Source organism: Stenotrophomonas sp. IS26, from assembly GCF_054188265.1.
In genome coordinates, this window is sequence record NZ_JBSZJV010000002.1 from 15,567 (window position 1) to 33,997 (window position 18,431).

Consider the following 18,431-nt stretch of genomic DNA (forward strand, 5'->3'; position numbering starts at 1 on the left):
CATGTCGAAAGACGACTCCATCGAGTTCGAAGGCACCGTCAGCGAGACGCTGCCGAACACCACTTTCCGCGTACGACTGGAAAATGGGCATGAAATCATCGCCCACATCTCCGGCCGCATGCGCAAGAACTACATCCGCATCCTGACGGGCGACCGCGTCAAGGTCGAAATGACCCCGTACGACCTGACCAAGGGTCGCATCACCTACCGCATGAAATAAGCGGTCCGGGGGTTGTTCCCGCCAGAAGGCCAGCCAGGTGCTGGCCTTTTCGCGTGGGCGGCATTCAGCCGGCAGCGGCCTTACCCTGCCAAGCGGCACCCTGACCCAGTGCACCCTGACGTCGGTCAGGATGCCTTGATGCAGATTCGCTCCGGCCTGCAAGCAGCCACGCTGGCGGTCGATCCAATCCGGATCACGACCCGATGGCCCCGCCATGAAGTACCTGTCTCCCTTGCTCCTGATCACCTGTCTGGCCGCCGCGTCGGCCCAGGCCGCCGAACCCACCGCCCCCGGCGACTGCATCACGCTCTCTGCCGATCAACAGCTGGTACGCAACAGGGCTGACCGCGATGTGCTGCTGCGCAATGGCGCCCAGCACTACCTGGTGCGCTTCGAACGCTCCTGCAGCAGCGCCGCGATGTCGCCGAAACTCGCCTTCGTCACGCCTGGCCGGGAGGGCCAACTCTGCGGCGCAGGGGCCAGCAACCTGCGTACCAATGCACAGAGCTGCGCGATCAGTGCCATTGATCCGATCACCGCCGAAGAATTCACACGTAAGGCACGCGCGCGCCAGTGATCGGCCACGCACCCACGCCCGCGTAAACAAAAGCCCCCTTTCGGGGGCTTTTGTATTCATCTCGACAGCACCTGCCGCCCGATTACACCGTGGCCGGCAACAGACGCTCCGGTTCGGCCTCGGTCTCGACAAACAGCTGGTCGTCGCGGACGTCGATGCTGACCTTGCCACCGTTGACCAGCTTGCCGAACAGCAGCTCGTCGGCCAGCGGACGCTTGATCTTGTCCTGGATCACGCGCGCCATCGGGCGGGCACCCATCAGCGGGTCGAAGCCATGGTGGGCCAGCCAGTCGCGCGCGGTCGGGGTGGCCGACAGGCTGACGTGCTTTTCCTGCAGCAGCATTTCCAGCTCGATCAGGAACTTGTCCACCACGCGCAGGATGTGCTCGAAGCCCAGCGCCTGGAACTGCACGATCGCATCCAGGCGGTTGCGGAACTCCGGCGTGAAACTCTTGCGGATGACTTCCATCGCGTCGGTGGCATGGTCCTGGCGGGTGAAGCCGATCGAACGCCGCGAGGCCTGGGCCGCGCCGGCATTGGTGGTCATCACCAGCACCACGTTCTTGAAGTTCGCCTCACGGCCATTGGTGTCGGTCAGCACGCCGCGATCCATGACCTGCAGCAGGATGTTGAAGATGTCCGGGTGGGCTTTTTCCACCTCGTCCAGCAGCAGCACGCAATGCGGGGTCTTGACGATCTTCTCGGTCAGCAGGCCCCCCTGGTCGAACCCGACATAGCCCGGGGGGGCACCGATCAGGCGGCTGATCGAGTGCGACTCCATGTATTCGCTCATGTCGAAGCGGACCAGCTCGATGCCCAGCTGCAGCGCAAGCTGCTTGGTCACCTCGGTCTTGCCCACGCCGGTCGGGCCGGAGAACAGGAAGTTGCCGATCGGCTTTTCCGGATTGGCCAGGCCCGAGCGGGCCAGCTTGATCGCCGAGGACAGCGTCTCGATGGCCGGGTCCTGGCCGAAGATCACCATCTTCAGGTTGCGCTCCAGATGCTGGAGCACGTCCTTGTCGGTCGCGCTGACCTGCTTGGCCGGGATGCGGGCCATCTTGGCGACGATGGTCTCGATCTCCTCGATGTCGATCAGTTCCTTGCGCTCACCGTCCGGCAGCAGGCGCTGGCGGGCACCGGCTTCGTCGATCACATCGATCGCCTTGTCCGGCAGCAGGCGGTCGTTGATGTGCTTGACCGACAGATCCACCGCGGCCTGCAGCGCGTCATCGGCGTAGGTCACGCCGTGGTGCGCTTCGTACTTGGGCTTGAGGCCCTGCAGGATCTCGTAGGTTTCGCCCACGGTCGGCTCGACGATGTCGATCTTCTGGAAGCGGCGGGCCAGGGCCCGATCCTTCTCGAAGATCCCGCGGTATTCCTGGAAGGTGGTCGAGCCGATGCAGCGCAGCTCGCCCGAGGCCAGGGCCGGTTTGATCAGGTTGGAGGCATCCATGGTGCCGCCCGAGGCGGACCCGGCGCCGATGATGGTGTGGATCTCATCGATGAACAGCACCGCGTTGGGCAGCTTCTTCATCGCGGTCAGCACGCCCTTCAGGCGCTTCTCGAAATCACCGCGGTACTTGGTCCCGGCCACCAGGGCGCCCAGGTCCAGCGAATAGATCACCGCATCGGCGAGCACGTCCGGCACGGAGCCTTCCACGATGCGCTTGGCCAGGCCTTCGGCGATCGCCGTCTTGCCCACGCCTGCCTCGCCCACATACAGCGGGTTGTTCTTGCGGCGCCGGCACAGGACCTGGATGGTGCGCTCGATTTCATCGGCACGGCCGACCAGCGGGTCGATCTTGCCGTTGCGGGCCTGCTCGTTGAGGTTGCTGGCGAACTCGGCCAGGGCATCGCCCTTGCCTTCGCCCTCGGCACCCTCGGTACGGCCCTCGCCATCGGCGGCAGGGGGCACTTCGCCCTCCTCGCCCAGCTTGGCGATGCCGTGGGAAAGGTAATTGACGATATCCAGCCGGGTGACGTCCTGCTGGTTGAGGTAGTACACGGCATGCGAGTCCTTCTCGCCGAAGATCGCCACCAGTACGTTGGCGCCGGTGACTTCCTTCTTGCCCGAGGACTGCACGTGGTACACCGCGCGCTGCAGCACGCGCTGGAAGCCCAGCGTCGGCTGGGTATCGCGCCCATCATCTTCGGCCAGGCGCGAGACCGAGGCCTCGATGGCCTGTTCCAGTTCCTGGCGCAGGCGGTCGGCATCCGCGCCGCAGGCCTTGAGGACGGCCTGGGCGGACGGGTTGTAGAGCAGTGCCAGCAGCAGGTGTTCCACCGTCATGAATTCATGCCGGGCCTCACGGGCGCGCTTGTAGCACTGTCCGATGGTGTGTTCGAGGTCTTTACTGAACATGATTAACTCCGGCGGCAGTTAGGAACAATATGCGGCCAACCTTCACGATTTCCATCACCCTAGCGGATCAGTGCGTTCAGACGGCGTTAGCACTTGCCTGATCGCGCCCGTCCATTCGACGAGCCTCCATCATGCACGAACTTCCGGCCACGAAATGGCAGCTTCACCGTGATGGCGATGTCACGGCCAGCCAAGGGTGGTGCAGCGACAGCCGGTGGCGCGGAGAAGGGCGTGGCGCGCGTGCCATGGTTGGACCGCCAGGACGGGCTTGGCAACAGGCCCGGCGCAGGGCCACGCCGGCCGCTGCGGGCCGGATGTCATTGTGGGTGGAACAGTGCGGATCGCGGGCACACGCAGTGCAGGCCCGCCAGAACGTCAGCCGCTGGCCTTTTCCATCGTGCACAGCAGCGGATGCTGGTTCATGCGCGAGAACTCGTTGACCTGGGCCACCTTGGATTCGGCGACCTCGCGGGTGAACACCCCGCACACGCCGCGGCCGCGGGTATGCACGTGGAGCATGACCTGGGTGGCCTGGTCCAGATCCATCGAGAAGAAATGCTGCAGGACCGTCACCACGAAATCCATCGGGGTGTAGTCGTCGTTCAACAGCATCACCTGGTACATCGGCGGCGGCGCGACCTCAGGGCGTGCAGGCTCAAGCAGCACGCCATGGTCGTGATGAGTTTCGTGGGAAGTCTCGCGGGGCATCCCCACATTATAGGGCTCCAGCCCCCGGATTGGACGTTGCCCCCTGCCGCCCTTCACAATCTGCACTCTCCAACCAGACCTTCACAGGGATTTCATGAAAAGGATTGCTGCCGCACTGCTGCTGGCCGTGACTGCCACCGGCGCCCATGCGGCCGAGCCGGACAAGGCGGTCGGGCGTGCCCTGGACACGCTGAAGTACACCTACGAGGTGGACGAAGACGGCGACTACAAGATGGTCTTCGACATGGATGATGGCCGCAGCCAGCTGGCCTTCGTGCGCTCCACCGTCGAGGAATTCGGCAAGCACAAGATCCGTGAGATCTGGTCGCCGGCCTACAATTCGCCGGGCAAGCAGTTCCCCGCCGCCGTCGCCAACCGCCTGCTCGAAGACTCGCAGGATGCCAAGATGGGTGCGTGGGTGAAGCAGGACCAGCTGGCGATGTTCGTGGTCAAGGTCGATGCCACCGCCACCCCGGAACAGCTCAGCGACGCCATCGATGCGGCCGTCCGCACCGCCGATGCGATGGAGCTCGAACTGACCGAGCAGGACGAATACTGAGGTGAATGCCGTGCAGGAACCGCGCTGGACGCCCCATGTCACCGTGGCCACCGTGGTGGTGCGTGATGGGCGTCTGTTGCTGGTCGAGGAGGCGATCGACGGGCGCCAGGTGCTGAACCAGCCCGCTGGGCACCTGGAGCCGGACGAATCGCTGGCGGCGGCCGCCGTACGCGAAACGCTGGAAGAGACCGGCTGGACGGTGCGCCTGAGCGCCTTCATCGGTACCTACCAGTGGACCGCCCCGGATGGCACGCCGTTCCTGCGCTTTGCCTACGCGGCCGAACCGGTGTCGCACGATCCCGGCCGGCCGCTGGACGACGGCATCCTGCGCGCGCTCTGGCTGACCCCGGCCGAGCTGAAGGCCGATCCCGGCCGCCTGCGCAGCCCGCTGGTCTGGCAGGTGGTCGCCGATTACCTGGCAGGCCAGCGCCACCCGCTCTGCATCGTCAAGGAGGCTGCATGAGCACCCCGCGCATCATGGTGGGCGTCTCCGGCGGCGTGGACTCCTCCGTCGCGGCCTGGCGGCTGGTCCAGCAGGGCGAGCCCGTAGCCGGGCTGTTCATGCAGAACTGGGCCGATGACGGCAGCGGCGATTGCCGCGCCGAAGATGACCGCCGCGATGCCGTGGCCGTCTGCGGCCTGCTCGGCATCCCGTTCCACTTCCGCGATTTCTCCAGCGAGTACTGGCAAGGGGTGTTCGAGCACTTCCTGGCCGAGTACGCCGCCGGCCGCACGCCCAATCCGGACGTGCTGTGCAACCGCGAAGTGAAGTTCAAGCATTTCCTCGATGCCGCGCGTGAGCTCGGCGCCGAGCGCATCGCGACCGGGCATTACGCCCGCATCGCGCAGGCCGGCGGCCGCTGGGCACTGCTGCGCGGTGCCGACCGCAGCAAGGATCAGAGCTACTTCCTGCACCAGCTGGGCCAGCAACAGCTGGCCGCCACGCTGTTCCCGATCGGCGATCTGCAGAAGAACGACCTGCGCCGGATCGCCCGCGACGCGCGCCTGCCGACCCACGCCAAGAAGGATTCCACCGGGATCTGCTTCATCGGCGAACGCGACTTCCGCGAGTTCCTCGGCCGCTATCTGCCGGCGAAAACGGGCGAGATCCGCGATCCGGATGGCGCCCTGATCGCCGAACATCCCGGCGTGTTCTATTTCACGCTCGGCCAGCGCGAGGGCCTGAACATCGGCGGCGTGCGAGGCCGGCCGGCGGCGCCGTGGTACGTGGTCGGCAAGGATGTCGCCAGCAACGTGCTCTACGTGGACCAGGACCGCGAGAGCCCGTGGCTGCAGTCCACCCGGCTGCACTCCGAGGCCGCCCACTGGATCGCCGGCGCCCCGCCCGCGCGCCGGTTCGAGTGCACCGCCCAGACCCGCTACCGTCAGCCCGACGAGCCGTGCACCGTCACGGTGCGCGACGATGGCACCCTGGAGGTGCGCTTCGCCCGCCCGCAGCGTGCCGTCACCCCCGGTCAATCGTTGGTGTTGTATGACGATGAGGTCTGCCTCGGCGGCGCCGTCATCGCCGCCACCGATGCCCCCCTGGAACAGCGCCTTCGCGCCACCCCTTCTCCTTTCGAGGTATCTGCTGCATGAGTTTTTCCGTCGACGACCGCGTTCTTGCTCTGGCCGGCATCGCCCAGGCCCTGCAGCAGGTCCGCCGCATCGCCGAAACCGGCCACTCCGAAGCCGCCGTGGTCCGCACCGCGGTGGAGAGCGTGTTCCGCATTGACGCGGCCAGCCCGCAGGAGATCTACGGCAGCGCCAGCAATGTCGCCCCGGGCCTGCGCCTGCTGCACAACTACCTGAGCAGCCAGGGGCAGGACGAGCACCTGCCTCGCCTGGCCTTGTCCGTGCTGCAGCTGGAGCGCCGGTTCGTGCGTGAGAACGAGATCGTGGCCAAGGTCAGCACCGGCATCGAGCGCGCCCAGGCCCAGGCCAGCGAACTCGGCGACAGCGCCCACCCGGATGTGCTCGCCGCGCTGGGCGGCCTGTACGCAGACACCATCAGCAACCTCAAGCCGCGCGTGATGGTCCAGGGCAATCCGCACTACCTCGGCCAGGCCGGCGTGGTCGCCGAGATCCGCGCCCTGCTGTTGGCGGCGGTCCGCTCGGCGGTGCTGTGGCGCCAGACCGGCGGCCAGTACTGGGACTTCCTGTTCTCCCGCAAAACAATGCTCGAAGCGGTCGCGCGCCAGCTCCGCTGAGCCGCCGTGGAGGGGCCGCCGAGGGGATCGGCGGCCCAGCGTTGTGCCCCTTGGATCGAGGCAAGTGCGTATCGACGGGCGGAAAAATCATGAGGACGGCTAAAGCAAACCGGGGTACGGCCGATACAGCATCCGTGCACCTCCCCGAGAACGTCCATGTACTCACGCCTCTTCATTCGTCTGGCCGCCCCCCTGGTCCTGACCCTTCTGCTTCCCTTTGCCATCGGCTTCGAGTGGCCCGCCGCCCTGCGTTGGGCGATCCTGAGCACGATGACGCTCAGCTGGCTCGGGTTTGCCTGGTGGAGCGCCCGCGCCCAGACCCAGCGTTCGCCTGAGCAGGCCCGCATCCTGCGCGAGCAGGACCAGTTGCTGACCGAGCTGCGCTCGTTTGTCGGCAACGAAATCGAGGGCTCGCGTGGCGAAGTCGAACGTGCCCGCGATCTGATCCGTCATGCGGTCGGTGGCTTGGGCAGCAGCTTCGATGCCATGAACCGCAAGTCGCGCCAGCAGAGCCAGGCCCTGGCCCGCATCGTCGACCGCGCCGGTGACGAAGGTGGCGCCGGCGTCGACGTGGCCCGTTTCGCCCAGCATGCCAGCCACCGCATGGAGCAGCTGGTCGAGGCGCTGGAGCAGGTCAGCGGCCAGAGCAGCACCACCGTGCAGCACATCGACCAGATGGCGCAGCACCTGGATGGCATCTTCGCGCTGCTGGAAGACGTCAAGTCGATCGCCGACCAGACCAACCTGCTGGCCCTGAACGCTGCCATCGAGGCCGCGCGTGCCGGTGAAGCCGGCCGCGGTTTCGCGGTGGTCGCCGATGAAGTCCGCAATCTGTCCGAGCGCTCCACCACCTTCAACGAGCAGATCCGCAAGCTGGCCCACAGCTCCAAGGACGCCATCGCCAAGGTGCGCGAGACCGTCTCGCATATGGCCTCCCGCGATATGGACCGCTCCCGCGAAGCGCGCCATGAGGCGGCGCAGATGCTGGACAACGTGGCCCAGATCAACGCATCGCTGGGTGACGGCATGCGCGAGATCTCCGAGTGCGGTCGCGCCATCGACAGCAGCGTCGCCGAAGCCGTGCGTGCCCTGCAGTTCGAGGACATCGCCACCCAGGCCCTGGGCGGCGTGCACACCCACCTGGATCGCCTGACCGCGATCAACCGCGAAGCGGTGGCCCTGCAGGAACTGCTGCACCGCAGTGGCGGCGTGTTCGACGAAGAAGTCGTGACCGCCCTGCAGCGCACCGGCACCCGCCTGCGCGACATGCGCACCGAGTGGGAGCGCCCGCCGCACAAGGCCGTTGCCCAGCAGAGCATGGCCGCCGGCGCGGTCGAGCTGTTCTGATCCAGCGGCACCGTGCCCCTCCGGGCACACCCTGCGGCCCCGGTTTACCCCGGGGCCGTTGTGCTTGCACTACCCGCCTTGGCTGCAGATGATTACCTGATGTTGAACGCGTCCATGCTGTCCGTTGCATCTGTTGTCCCCGCCGAGCTGGAGCCGGCGGTGCCGGGCAGTGACGCCGTCACGCTCGCTGCCGCACCTGCCGCACCTGCCGCTGCGGCAGCGCCACTGCAGGGCCGCGCCCTGATCGCCCGGCTGGAGCAGCTTGCCCAGCAGGAGCTGGCGCAGCTGGCCAAGCGACCCTCGCCCGCCCTTGCCGCACTGCCACCCGCCATCGACCCTGCCCTCGCCGGCCTGGCGTGGGATCTGGGCTTGAGCGGTGATGATCTTGGTGCTGCTGTGCGCTGAAGGCGCGGCATCCGCCACGCCTCCCCGATCCACCTGTATCGACGCAGTTACCGGCGCACAATTGCTCCGTCGCGAATCCGCGAAAGGCATTCAACATGGATATCCTCCCGCCTTGCCTGGCGTGAGCCTGCCGATGCGCGACTACTACCGGATCGAATGCTGCACAGCCGAACGTAAACGCACGCTCGGCTATTGCTGCCTGCCCATCCCGTTGTGAGACACGCTGGTGGCGAGGATCGACTGCAAGGTCCGCCGCGGGGAGGGTCGATTGCAGGTGGGCGCTCCACCGCTTTGCCGCGTTCAATGGATGTGAGGCTGGCGACGCCGTTGGCACCCCCGCCTGACGCACCGTGTCAGGTCAGGCGGGCAGCCCCGCACAGGGCGACGTCGGCCGCCCTCAAACGCTTTGCGTCACCGCCGCATAACTCTCGCGTGGCGGCGTCTGGGTGCCCAGCTTCAACCACTGCGCCAGATCACGCGGCGCCAGCGGCCGCGAGTACAGGTAGCCCTGGATCTCATCGCAGCCCTGGCGGCGCAGCATCGCCTCTTCCTGCTCGGTCTCCACGCCTTCGGCCACGACCTTCATGCCCAGCGCGTGGCCCAGGTGCACGATCGCCTGGGTGACTTCGGCGGTGCCGGCATCGTGCAGCATGCCCTGCACGAAGCTGCGGTCGATCTTGAGGCGGCCGACCGGGAAGCGGTTGAGATAATGCAGGTTCGAGAAACCGGTGCCGAAATCGTCCACGGCCAGCGGCACGCCGTGCCGTTCCAGCACATCGAAGCAATGACGCAGCACCTCGGTGTCACGGATCAGGGCGGACTCGGTCAGCTCCAGCTCGAGGCGCTGAGGCGGCCAGCCGTGGGCGTGGCAGATGTCGATCACGCGCTCGGCAAAACCGCGGTCGCGCAGCTGCACGGCTGAAACGTTCACCGCCACGCGATCGAACTGCAGGCCGGCAGCATCCCACGCGGCGGCTTGGCGGCAGGCTTCGGCCAGCACCCAGTCGCCAATCCGGACGATCTCGCCGCACTTTTCGGCAATCGGGATGAACTCGGCCGGGCTGCAGTAGCCGATGCCGGGGCGATGCCAGCGCAGCAGCGCTTCGATCGCCGGGGGCTGGTCGTTCTCGGCATGCATCAGGGGCTGGTAGGCCAGGGTGAACTCTTCGCGTTCGATCGCGCCAAGCAGCGCGTGCTCGATCTCCAGCTTGCGCTGGATCTTGGCCAGCGCGTCCTGACTGTAATACTGGTACGTGTTGCGCCCGGCTTCCTTGGCCGCGTACATCGCCGCATCGGCAGCGCGCAGCAGCGATTCGAAATCCTGGCGGCTGTCGTCGAGCATCGCGATGCCGACGCTGGCGCCGACCTTCAGCGTGCTCTCGCCGCGGTGCAGTGGTTCGGCCAGCGAGGCGATCAGCTTGCGTGCCACATGCCCGGCATCTTCCGGGGCGGCCAGGTCGCGCAGCACCACGATGAACTCGTCGCCGCTGAAACGGCCGAACAGGTCGTTGTTGCGCAGGCTCTGGTGCAGGCGCGAGGCGGCCGCCTTGAGCAGCGCATCGCCGGTGGCGTGGCCGAAGGTGTCGTTGATGGTCTTGAAGCCATCCAGATCGATGAACAGCATCGCCAGCGGGCTACCACGATCGCGCGCCACCTCGATGGCGTCGGCGGTCTGCTCGCGCAGCAGCATCCGGTTCGGCAGGCCGGTGAGCAGGTCGTAATGCGCCAGCAGCTCGATGCGCTCGTTGGCTTCGCGCTCGCGGGTGATGTCACGGAACAGCACCACGAAGCGGGTCGGCAGGCCGTCGCGGCGGTCCAGTTCGATCAGCACCTGCACCCAGATGCGCAGCCCGGACTGCCGGTAGAAACACAGGTCCAGCTGCTCGGGCAGCCCGCCTTCGGCGATCCGCAGCAGCGCGGCCTCGAAGGCGTCGCGCGAGTCCTGGGTGTACAGGCTCAGCGCCTGGTCCAGGCTGATCGGCTCTTTGCGCAGGCCGTGGATGCGGTAGCACTCCTCGGTCCACTGCATGTGGCGGGTGCCCACCTCGATCTCGCAGCCGCCGATGCGGCCCAGCGCGGAGACGCGGTTGAGCAGCTCGGTGCGCCAGCGGATCAGCGCATCGGTCTGGTGTTGTTCGGTGATGTTCTGGACCTGGCCGAGCAGGCGCTGGATCCGCCCGTCCGGCCCGATCAACGGCTGCATCCACACGCGCAGGTGCAGCGCGCCGCCGTTGTCACGGATCAGCTCCAGCTCCAGCGTGGTGGCCGCGCCATCGCGCCACATCCGGCGCCAGGCGCCACGCAGCCGGCCGCGGGAGTGCGGCTCCAGCTGACGCAGCCAGTGGCGGCGGCCGTGCAGCGGTGCGTCACCGGTCTCCAGCAGCGCCCGGAACTCGGGCGACCACCAGAACTGGCGCGCCTCCGGATCCCACGACCAACTGCCCATGCTGGCGATCCGCTGGGCTTCGCGCAGGTGCACCTGCTGCTCGCGCAGCTGGGCTTCCATCTGCTTCTGGGCCTGGATGTCGGTGTGGGTACCGACCATGCGCAGCGGCTGGCCGTCGGCCGTGCGGGTGACCACGCGGCCGCGGTCCAGCACCCAGCGCCACTCCCCGTTGGGGTGGCGGGCACGGAACTGGGTGGTATAGGCCTCGCTATCGCCGCGCAGGTGGGCATCCATCGCCACACGCACCGCTGGCTGATCGTCCGGGTGGACGTTCTCCAGCAGCGCGCTGACACCTTCGGCGTGACTGTGTGACTCCTCGATGGGCTGGCCGTCCCAGCGCCGAGAGCGGCGCACGCTGTCACTGGGCAGATCCCAATCCCACAGCCCATGCCCGGCATGATCCAGGGCCACCTCCCAGCGGCTGCCCGCGTAGGCGGCGACCGGCTCGGGCACGCTCAGGGTGAAGGCCAGCAGGTGCCCATCCGGATCGTGCACGGCGCGCATCCAGCCATCGAAACGACCACCGGGCCCGCCGGGAAGCTGGCAGGGCACCAGCCCGCCATCTGCGGCGAGCAGGCGCAGGTCTTCCAGCACCTCCCCGTAGGCGGCGACCGTTGCAGGCAGGCCATGCTCACGCGCGGCCGGGTTGGCAGCGATCGGGCGACCGGCACGGTCGAGGATCACCAGCGCCGAGGCCAATGGGTGCTGCAGCAGACTCGCGATAATCCCTTGGTCCACGCCCTGTAACTCCGATAACGCACCCGACAACCGGGGAACGCAATCGTTAACGGCGGAGATTGCGGTTTATTGAGTTCCCTGGCGTCCTGCATCCTCGCCCGAGGCAGGTAAGATGACACTCGCCTTGTCCGATTGGCCCCGCCCTGCCCCATGTCGACCCACCTGCCAGGCCCTTCCGAACCCGCTGCCGAGACCCCGCTGGCACGCGATCTGCGCCGGGACCGCTGGCGTGTGGTCGTGGCCTACCTGGTACTGGCCATGGTGTGGATCCTGAGCAGCGACGCGGCGGTCAAGGTGGTGGCCTCGGATCTGCAGACGGCCGCGCAGTGGCAGACCCTCAAGGGCACATTCTTCGTGGTCGCCAGCGCGGCACTGATCTATCTGCTGCTGCGCCCGCTGGCCCAGCACGTGCTGCACACCCACGCGCGGCTGGAGAGTTCGGAAACGCGCCACCGGCAGATGTTCGAAGGCAATCCCGGTCCGATCCTGGTCTACGATCTGGAATCGCTGGCCATCCTGGACGTCAACCCGGCCGCGGCCAGCTTCTTCGGCTTCAGCCGCGAGGCCTTCACCGCGATGCCGATCACCGCGCTGTGGCCGCCGGGGCACGAGGCCATGCTCGAGGCCAAGCTGGACCACATCCGCGCCAACCCCGAGCAATTGTGCGTGATCACCGCCGACCTGCGGCTGAGTGACGGCAGCACGCGGCGGATGGAGATGCGCAGCAATTTCATCGATTACGGCGGCCGCCGCGCGCGTCTGTTGATCGCGATCGACCGCACCCGCGAAGACCAGGCCCTGTTGCGCCGCGACCAGGCGCTGGCCCGGGTGGAAGAAGCGCACGAGATGGCGCGCATCGGCGCGTGGGAGATCGATCCGGCCACCGGCCTGGGCCGGTACGCCAATCAGGTGTATCGCCTGCTCGGGCGGCGCGCACCCGAAGCCCGGCGCTGGCACCGGTTCGATGAGCTGCTGGTGCCGGCCGATCCGGCCACGGCGGCGCTCAGCGAACAGCTGTTGCAGGAAATGAGCTCCGGCGAGCCCGTGCAGATCGATGTGCTGCTGCCGCTGCTGGCGATGGACGGGCGCGCCCTGATGGTGCACCTGCGCGCTGAGAGCGGCCAGGACGACGCCGGCCGCCCGCGCGTGCTGGGCACCCTGCAGGACGTCACCGAACGCGAGCAGTCGCGCCGCCTGCTGCGTGAGCGCGAAGAACAGTTCCGCGAGCTGGTGCGGGTACTGCCTGATGGCGTGGTGATCCTGTCCGAGGAGCACGTGCTGTACGCCAATGCCTGCGCGGCCACCCAGTTCGGCTACGGCAACAACACCCTGCTCGGCGAGCCGCTGGCCGCGCTCGTCACCGACGACGACCTGCCCCGGGTGCGGGCGCAGTTGTTCGCCCAGTTGCCCCTGCAGAGCGCGGGGGCTGGCGAAGTGATCGGCATGCGCCGCTTCAACGGCCAGGCGTTCCAGGCCGGCCTGGCCGTTGGCGATGTGCGCTACGGCGGGCGCAACTGCAAGCTGTTGATCGTGCGCGACCTCAGCGAGCCCGAGCGCATCCGCGAGGCGCTGGAAACCAGCAACCGTGAGCTGCAGGCGATGGCCGGGCGGCTGTTTTCGCTGCAGGAGGACGAGCGCCGGGCGATCTCGCGCGATCTGCACGACGATATCGGCCAGGCGATCACCGCGATGAAACTGTCTGCCTACGCCGCCCAGGACGAGCAGGACGCCGCCCGCCGCGATGAAGACCTGGCCCAGATCATCCAGCTGGCCGATGCGACCGTCGGCAAGCTGCGCGACATTTCCACCCTGCTGCGCCCCCCGCAGCTGGATGCGCTGGGTCTGGAAGCGGCGCTGCGCTGGCAGGCCGGCGTGCTGTTCCGCTCGGCGGCGATCGAACTGCTGCCGGACATCCAGTCCCTGCCCCGGCGCCCGGCCGGCGACATCGAACAGGCGTGCTTCCGCATCGCACAGGAAAGCCTGACCAACGTGCTGCGCCATGCCCGCGCCAGCCAGGTCAACCTGCACCTGCGCGATGTGGACGACCACGGCCTGCACCTGCAGGTGCGCGACGACGGCGAGGGCTTCGACCCGGACGGCCCGCGCGGGCTGGGACTGATCGTGATGCGCGAGCGCGCGCAGAGCGTGGGTGGCACATTGCGCATCGAATCGGCGCACGGCGCCGGTACCCTGATCGACCTTTACCTGCCGTACCGCGCCACCGGCGCGACGGCTCACGACACCCTGGAACACTGAGCTCATGTGGAACCCTTCTCTGCCCCTGGTCAGCATCGAGGACGCCCCGCCCCGCCTGGGCGCCGGCAACCCCGAACTGCAGGCGATGGTGACCGAGGCCGCCTCCGGCGGCACGCCGCTGATGCTGATGCACGTGGATATCGACCACTTCGCTTCGGTCAACGAGAACATGAGCGCCGAGGTCGGCGACCAGGCGCTGGTGCTGGTCGCCCAGCGCCTGCAGCACCACCTGCGCGGGCGCGGCAAGCTGTGGCGCCACGGCAGCGATGAATTCCTGCTGGCCGTGCCGCGTACGGCCGACATGCCACTGCCCGAGGACCTGGCCGAGGAAATCCGCCAGCAACTGGAGCTGCCGCTGTCGGTGCTGCCGTACACGCTGTTCATGACCGGCAAGCTGGGCGTGAGCCTGTGCCCGGAGCACGCCACCGGTGTCTCGCGCCTGCTCGACCACGCCGAAGACGCGCTGTACCAGGCCGCCCGCGAAGGCGGCAATGCGGTGCGCATCCACGCCGTGGATACGCCCTCCAGCGCGCACAGCGAGAGCATCATCGCGCGCCAGATTGTCGACGCGATCCCCAATGGCGAGCTCAAGCTGCGTTACCAGCCGCTGGTCAGCGCCCGCGACGGCCACGTGGTCGGCATGGAAGCACTGCTGCGCTGGCAATCGCCCACGCTGGGCATGCTGGTGCCGGAGCGCTTCATGCGCACCGCCGAACGCCTGGGCATCATCGTGCAGATCGGCACCTGGGTGCTGGAAGGCGCGCTCAAACAGGCCAAGCTGTGGCGCGACCAGGGCTTCGACGATTTCACCATCGCGGTGAACGTGTCCACGCTGCAGCTGCTGCGCCCGAACTTCTTCGCCGAGGTGATGTCGCTGCTGCAGGCCGCCGGCGTGCCGGCGCACATGCTCACGCTGGAGATCAACGAAAGCGCGCTGACCAACAACGTCAACTTCGTCCACGAGACGCTGGTCAACCTGCGCAACGAAGGCATCAGCCTGAGCCTGGACAACTTCGGCACCGGTGATTCCAGCCTCAGCGCGCTGGTCCGGTATCCGGTGGACAAGCTCAAGATCGACCGCAGCTTCATCAAGAGCGCGCCGGCCGGCAACCGCGAGGCCGCGATCGCCCGCGCGATCATCGCCATGGGCCACCAGCTGGGCATGACCGTGATCGCCAACGGCGTGGAATCGCAGGCCCAGCTCGGCTTCCTGCGCCGCAACGACTGCGATGTGTTCCAGGGCTATCTGTTCGGTGAGCCGATGTCGGCCGATGCCGCCGGCATGACCCTGCGCCGCCGTTACCTGCGTCCGGAGGCCTTCGCAGAAACCCGTCCGGACCGCACGCTGCTGCTGCTGGACGACGAAGAAAACGTGCTGCGTTCGCTGGTGCGCCTGTTCCGCCGCGACGGTTACCGCATCCTGGCTGCCGGCAACGTGCGCGATGCCTTTGATCTACTGGCCATCAACGACGTGCAGGTGATCCTGTCCGATCAGCGCATGAGCGACATGAGCGGCACCGAGTTCCTGGGCCGGGTGAAGATGCTCTACCCGGATACGATCCGCCTGGTGCTGTCCGGCTACACCGACCTCAACACCGTGACCGACGCGATCAACCGTGGCGCGATCTACCGGTTCCTGACCAAGCCGTGGAACGATGATGAGCTGCGCAAGCACATCCACCAGGCATTCCGCACGCATGAGGAGCAGCGCCGGGCGAACACGGCACCGGCGCCAGCGCTGCCGGCAGTCGACGCGGATTGAGGCTGCCTGAAAGCCCGCGACTGCGGGCCAGCGGCCGGCGCGACCGCTGCCGGCTCAGCGCGGCTGCTTGATCGGCAGCACCAGCCGGAACTTGGAGCCCACGCCCGGCGTGCTCTCCAGATCGATGCGGCCATGGTGCTTGTTGATGATGCTGTAGGAGATCGACAGCCCCAGCCCGGTGCCGCTGCCGACCGGCTTGGTGGTGAAGAACGGATCGAAGATGCGCTGGCGCAGGTCCGGCGAGATGCCGCCGCCGGTGTCTTCGAACTCCACCCAGACCGTGTCGCCGTCCACGCCGGTGCGCACATGGATCGTGCCGCGGTCGGCAATGGCGTGGCCGGCGTTGAGCAGCAGGTTCATGTACACCTGGTTCAACTCCGACGGCAGGCACTCCACCAGCGGCAGCTGGCCGAACTCGCGGTGCAGGGTCACCTTGTATTTGAGCTCGTTCCAGATGATGTTGATCGTGGATTCCAGGCCCGCGTGCAGGTCCACCAGCTTCCACGACTCATCCCGGCCGGAATACGAGAAGTCCTTCAGATCGCGCACGATCCGGGTCACCCGCTCGATGCCCTCGCGTGATTCGGCCATCAGCTGCGGCAGATCACGGCTGATGAAATCGATGTCGAAGCGTTGGCGGATGTCATCGATTTCCGGGATCAACGCCTTCGGATCTGGTGCCCGCAGGGCGCGCTCGTAGGCTTCGATCACGGTGAACAGGCTGCGCAGGTATTCCTGCAGGCTGCCGAGGTTGGAGTGCACATAACCGATCGGGTTGTTGATCTCGTGCGCCACACCAGCGGCGAGCTGACCGATCGAGGCCATCTTCTCCGACTGCAGCAGCTTTTCCTGGGTGCCGTTGAGGCGCAGGTACGCCTGGCGCAGTTCGGCATGGCGCTGCTGCAGCTCGCGCTCGTAATCCTCTTGGCCTTCGATGCGGCGGAACAAGGCCAGATAGTGTCGCTGGCCGCCATCGTCGTGATGGTAGACATGGGCGATGACCATGCGCTCGCCGACCGGAAGGCTGCCGTTCCAGTGGCCGTTGAGGCGCGCCTGTTCCAGCGCATCCGGTGGCAGCAACTGGCGCAGCCATTGCGCTGGGGTCAGTTCGGCATCGCGCTCGGCCTGGCCGAGGATCTCGCTGACGGCGGCATTGGCCAGGGCCACGCTGCCATCCTCGCGGAACAGCAGCACGCCCTCCTTGATCCGTTCAAACAGGGCAAGCAGGACCGGATGCGGGGGCAACGGGGCGGTGACAAGGGCGGAAGTTACGGTCACGGTCACATCGAGGCGGCGGGAAACAGGCGCTCAATATACGCGGTGACGTTCACATCGGCAGCCTGGGGCCGCCAGATGGGGAGATCAGGCGACCGCGAGCGGCCGCCGGGTGTTGAGCGTGTGCGACTGGCCCTTGGCATCGTACGACGCGGCATCTTCGCTGCGGCCGAGCTGGCGCAATGCCCAGTTGACCTCGCGGCGGCGCCGTGAAAGCAGTACGCCGTTGGCACGGTTGCGCTCTGCCAGTTCCTGCACACGCTCGGCCTGGCCAAGCGGCAGCGCGGCTTCGAGTGCCCGCAACGCCTCCAGCTTGGCGCCGGTCGCGCGGATCAGGGCCTGCACGTCATGCTCGACCAATGCCTGGCGTTCGACGTCCAAGGCATCGCTGAGGCGCTGCAGCGGCTCGCTCATCGCCAGCTTCATCCCTGCAGCTGCTGGTCCAGCTCAAGCATGCGCGAGGCGATCGCGTCGGGATTGATCTTGTAGGTGCCGTTCTGCAGCGAGTCGCGCACGGCCTGGACACGGGCCGCGTCGATCGCCGGAGCCGTGGACAGTTCGCGCTGCATCGCCTGCAGGCTGGTGGCTTCGCCGGTCAGGCGCAGGCTGTCAGCGGCTTCCACCGGGCGGGCCGGGGCATCGGTGCTGACGCTCGGCTTGTTGCCGGGAGCGACGCTGCGCAGATGGGCGGTGGCCTGCAGGTTGCCGTCGATTTTCTGGCTCATGGAGTTGTCCTGGGAATGCGGTTCACAAGGGATAACGGCCGGTCGGGCGCCATCTTTAGGGGAATATTGCAGGTTTTACGGGAAATGTGGCCCTTATTCACAATCGTGTTCAGCGCGTCACTAAAACGTCACCGCTGGCTGCGACGGTGCCTTGCACGATCTTGCGGGACGACAGGTTCTCGACCGAGACCCGCTCATTCTCGCCGGCATCGGCCATGGCGCGCCCGGCCACCCGGACCTCCACCCCGCCCCGCCGCGACACCAGCGCGACACTGTCGCCCCGGCGCACCAGCCGCTGCGCGACCAGGTCATTGGCCGAGATCAGACTGCCAGCACTGAGGGTCCTGCGCGCCACGCGGCCGACGGCGGCGGCCGGATCGGCCAATGCAGCGCCGGCGATCCGGGCCGCATCACGCTGGCCAGTAGTGATATCGGCCGCCGACAGGGTTTCTCCAGCGGCCACGCCCCGATTGAGGATCAGCACGGTCTGGTTGCGACGCACCTTTACCGGCACGAACAGGCGCCAGCCGCCTGCATCCGGGCAGCTGACTTCCACGGTACTGGTGCCGGTCGGCTGGGCCGCCAGCGGCTGACCGCAGGCAGGCAGGCGCAGCGCCGAATCCAGGGTGGTGTCGCCCTCGCTGCCGGCCGGCAAGGTGCCGAGCGCGGCCTGGCGGATGCTATCCACCGGCTGCCAACCACCGGCCGCCCAGGCGGGCGCCGCCAGCAGCAGCGCGACAAAGACAAGAGATCGCATGGGCACTCCATGGGCAAGGAACATGCGCAGCACGATGCAAGCCCCATGCCGAACCGCCCTCTACGCGGCGCTCAAGTCACCGCG

General features: G+C 67.3%; 18 protein-coding genes. 11 read left to right on the top strand and 7 right to left on the bottom strand.

Annotation, left to right across the window (positions count from 1 at the left end; all coding sequences use genetic code 11):
- The first annotated feature begins 1 nt into the window (after position 1).
- Together infA and ACW6W5_RS02000 are read left to right on the top strand one after the other, a co-directional pair.
- Complete coding sequence (gene infA / locus ACW6W5_RS01995) at positions 2 to 220, top strand: translation initiation factor IF-1 (RefSeq protein ID WP_005409596.1); 219 nt, start codon at positions 2 to 4, stop codon at positions 218 to 220.
- Between the two features lie 214 nt (positions 221 to 434).
- Complete coding sequence (locus tag ACW6W5_RS02000; RefSeq protein WP_152150801.1) at positions 435 to 797, top strand: hypothetical protein; 363 nt, start codon at positions 435 to 437, stop codon at positions 795 to 797.
- Between the two features lie 82 nt (positions 798 to 879).
- On the opposite strand, the gene clpA is transcribed toward ACW6W5_RS02000, so the two are convergent.
- Both clpA and clpS read right to left on the bottom strand, forming a co-directional pair.
- A complete protein-coding gene (gene clpA, locus ACW6W5_RS02005; protein WP_152150798.1) occupies positions 880 to 3,159 on the bottom strand; it encodes an ATP-dependent Clp protease ATP-binding subunit ClpA in 2,280 nt (759 codons plus the stop codon).
- A 375-nt stretch (positions 3,160 to 3,534) separates the two neighbouring features.
- Positions 3,535 to 3,867: an ATP-dependent Clp protease adapter ClpS gene (gene clpS / locus ACW6W5_RS02010; RefSeq protein WP_121036775.1), complete on the bottom strand. Its 333-nt coding sequence runs from the start codon at positions 3,865 to 3,867 to the stop codon at positions 3,535 to 3,537.
- Positions 3,868 to 3,961: 94 nt separating this feature from the next.
- Between clpS and ACW6W5_RS02015 the strand changes: the two genes are divergently transcribed.
- The 7 genes from ACW6W5_RS02015 (at position 3,962) to ACW6W5_RS02045 (ending at position 8,605) form a co-directional block, all read left to right on the top strand.
- Positions 3,962 to 4,426, top strand: coding sequence for a type III secretion system chaperone family protein (locus ACW6W5_RS02015; protein WP_121036774.1), 465 nt, complete (start codon positions 3,962 to 3,964; stop codon positions 4,424 to 4,426).
- A gap of 1 nt (position 4,427) precedes the next feature.
- Positions 4,428 to 4,889 carry an NUDIX hydrolase gene (locus tag ACW6W5_RS02020; protein ID WP_152150796.1) on the top strand — a complete coding sequence of 154 codons (462 nt, stop codon included), beginning with the start codon at positions 4,428 to 4,430 and terminating at the stop codon, positions 4,887 to 4,889.
- Positions 4,886 to 6,025: a tRNA 2-thiouridine(34) synthase MnmA gene (gene mnmA, locus ACW6W5_RS02025; RefSeq protein ID WP_121036772.1), complete on the top strand. Its 1,140-nt coding sequence runs from the start codon at positions 4,886 to 4,888 to the stop codon at positions 6,023 to 6,025. The genes ACW6W5_RS02020 and mnmA overlap by 4 nt, the downstream gene beginning before the upstream one ends.
- Positions 6,022 to 6,636, top strand: coding sequence for a high frequency lysogenization protein HflD (hflD, locus tag ACW6W5_RS02030; RefSeq protein ID WP_152150794.1), 615 nt, complete (start codon positions 6,022 to 6,024; stop codon positions 6,634 to 6,636). The genes mnmA and hflD overlap by 4 nt, the downstream gene beginning before the upstream one ends.
- Positions 6,637 to 6,792: 156 nt before the next feature.
- Entirely contained in the window at positions 6,793 to 7,983 is a 1,191-nt protein-coding gene (locus ACW6W5_RS02035) for a methyl-accepting chemotaxis protein (protein WP_121036770.1), read from the top strand.
- 99 nt (positions 7,984 to 8,082) lie between these two features.
- Positions 8,083 to 8,388: a hypothetical protein gene (locus tag ACW6W5_RS02040; protein WP_152150792.1), complete on the top strand. Its 306-nt coding sequence runs from the start codon at positions 8,083 to 8,085 to the stop codon at positions 8,386 to 8,388.
- Positions 8,363 to 8,605, top strand: a complete 243-nt coding sequence (locus tag ACW6W5_RS02045; protein WP_152150790.1) for a hypothetical protein — start codon at positions 8,363 to 8,365, stop codon at positions 8,603 to 8,605. The genes ACW6W5_RS02040 and ACW6W5_RS02045 overlap by 26 nt, the downstream gene beginning before the upstream one ends.
- A gap of 180 nt (positions 8,606 to 8,785) precedes the next feature.
- Here the strand turns inward: ACW6W5_RS02045 and ACW6W5_RS02050 are convergent, their stop codons facing one another.
- On the bottom strand, positions 8,786 to 11,572 hold the full coding sequence (locus tag ACW6W5_RS02050; RefSeq protein WP_152150788.1) for a bifunctional diguanylate cyclase/phosphodiesterase: 2,787 nt from the start codon (positions 11,570 to 11,572) through the stop codon (positions 8,786 to 8,788).
- Positions 11,573 to 11,722: 150 nt separating this feature from the next.
- Between ACW6W5_RS02050 and ACW6W5_RS02055 the strand changes: the two genes are divergently transcribed.
- Together ACW6W5_RS02055 and ACW6W5_RS02060 are read left to right on the top strand one after the other, a co-directional pair.
- On the top strand, positions 11,723 to 13,828 hold the full coding sequence (locus ACW6W5_RS02055) for a sensor histidine kinase (RefSeq protein WP_152150785.1): 2,106 nt from the start codon (positions 11,723 to 11,725) through the stop codon (positions 13,826 to 13,828).
- 4 nt (positions 13,829 to 13,832) lie between these two features.
- The gene (locus ACW6W5_RS02060; RefSeq protein ID WP_121036766.1) at positions 13,833 to 15,590 is read left to right on the top strand and encodes an EAL domain-containing protein; all 1,758 of its coding nucleotides are present in this window, start codon (positions 13,833 to 13,835) and stop codon (positions 15,588 to 15,590) included.
- Positions 15,591 to 15,644: 54 nt separating this feature from the next.
- Here the strand turns inward: ACW6W5_RS02060 and ACW6W5_RS02065 are convergent, their stop codons facing one another.
- The 4 genes from ACW6W5_RS02065 to flgA form a co-directional block, all read right to left on the bottom strand.
- Positions 15,645 to 16,868, bottom strand: coding sequence for an ATP-binding protein (locus ACW6W5_RS02065; RefSeq protein WP_121041042.1), 1,224 nt, complete (start codon positions 16,866 to 16,868; stop codon positions 15,645 to 15,647).
- Positions 16,869 to 16,952: 84 nt separating this feature from the next.
- Positions 16,953 to 17,285, bottom strand: coding sequence for a flagellar protein FlgN (locus ACW6W5_RS02070; RefSeq protein ID WP_183073736.1), 333 nt, complete (start codon positions 17,283 to 17,285; stop codon positions 16,953 to 16,955).
- 2 nt (positions 17,286 to 17,287) lie between these two features.
- Positions 17,288 to 17,590: a flagellar biosynthesis anti-sigma factor FlgM gene (flgM, locus tag ACW6W5_RS02075; RefSeq protein ID WP_088435084.1), complete on the bottom strand. Its 303-nt coding sequence runs from the start codon at positions 17,588 to 17,590 to the stop codon at positions 17,288 to 17,290.
- A 109-nt stretch (positions 17,591 to 17,699) separates the two neighbouring features.
- Positions 17,700 to 18,347 (bottom strand): flagellar basal body P-ring formation chaperone FlgA, encoded by a 648-nt coding sequence (gene flgA / locus ACW6W5_RS02080; protein ID WP_152150783.1) that lies wholly within the window; start codon positions 18,345 to 18,347, stop codon positions 17,700 to 17,702.
- Positions 18,348 to 18,431 lie beyond the last annotated feature (84 nt).

What these genes read in the sequence shown, in the direction of transcription:
- infA (WP_005409596.1), top strand. Translation starts at nt 2, where the DNA reads ATGTCGAAAGACGACTCCATCGAGTTCGAAGGCACCGTCAGCGAGACG.
- ACW6W5_RS02000 (WP_152150801.1), top strand. Translation starts at nt 435, where the DNA reads ATGAAGTACCTGTCTCCCTTGCTCCTGATCACCTGTCTGGCCGCCGCG.
- clpA (WP_152150798.1), bottom strand. Translation starts at nt 3,159, where the DNA reads ATGTTCAGTAAAGACCTCGAACACACCATCGGACAGTGCTACAAGCGC.
- clpS (WP_121036775.1), bottom strand. Translation starts at nt 3,867, where the DNA reads ATGCCCCGCGAGACTTCCCACGAAACTCATCACGACCATGGCGTGCTG.
- ACW6W5_RS02015 (WP_121036774.1), top strand. Translation starts at nt 3,962, where the DNA reads ATGAAAAGGATTGCTGCCGCACTGCTGCTGGCCGTGACTGCCACCGGC.
- mnmA (WP_121036772.1), top strand. Translation starts at nt 4,886, where the DNA reads ATGAGCACCCCGCGCATCATGGTGGGCGTCTCCGGCGGCGTGGACTCC.
- hflD (WP_152150794.1), top strand. Translation starts at nt 6,022, where the DNA reads ATGAGTTTTTCCGTCGACGACCGCGTTCTTGCTCTGGCCGGCATCGCC.
- ACW6W5_RS02035 (WP_121036770.1), top strand. Translation starts at nt 6,793, where the DNA reads ATGTACTCACGCCTCTTCATTCGTCTGGCCGCCCCCCTGGTCCTGACC.
- ACW6W5_RS02040 (WP_152150792.1), top strand. Translation starts at nt 8,083, where the DNA reads ATGTTGAACGCGTCCATGCTGTCCGTTGCATCTGTTGTCCCCGCCGAG.
- ACW6W5_RS02045 (WP_152150790.1), top strand. Translation starts at nt 8,363, where the DNA reads ATGATCTTGGTGCTGCTGTGCGCTGAAGGCGCGGCATCCGCCACGCCT.
- ACW6W5_RS02055 (WP_152150785.1), top strand. Translation starts at nt 11,723, where the DNA reads ATGTCGACCCACCTGCCAGGCCCTTCCGAACCCGCTGCCGAGACCCCG.
- ACW6W5_RS02060 (WP_121036766.1), top strand. Translation starts at nt 13,833, where the DNA reads ATGTGGAACCCTTCTCTGCCCCTGGTCAGCATCGAGGACGCCCCGCCC.
- flgM (WP_088435084.1), bottom strand. Translation starts at nt 17,590, where the DNA reads ATGAGCCAGAAAATCGACGGCAACCTGCAGGCCACCGCCCATCTGCGC.
- flgA (WP_152150783.1), bottom strand. Translation starts at nt 18,347, where the DNA reads ATGCGATCTCTTGTCTTTGTCGCGCTGCTGCTGGCGGCGCCCGCCTGG.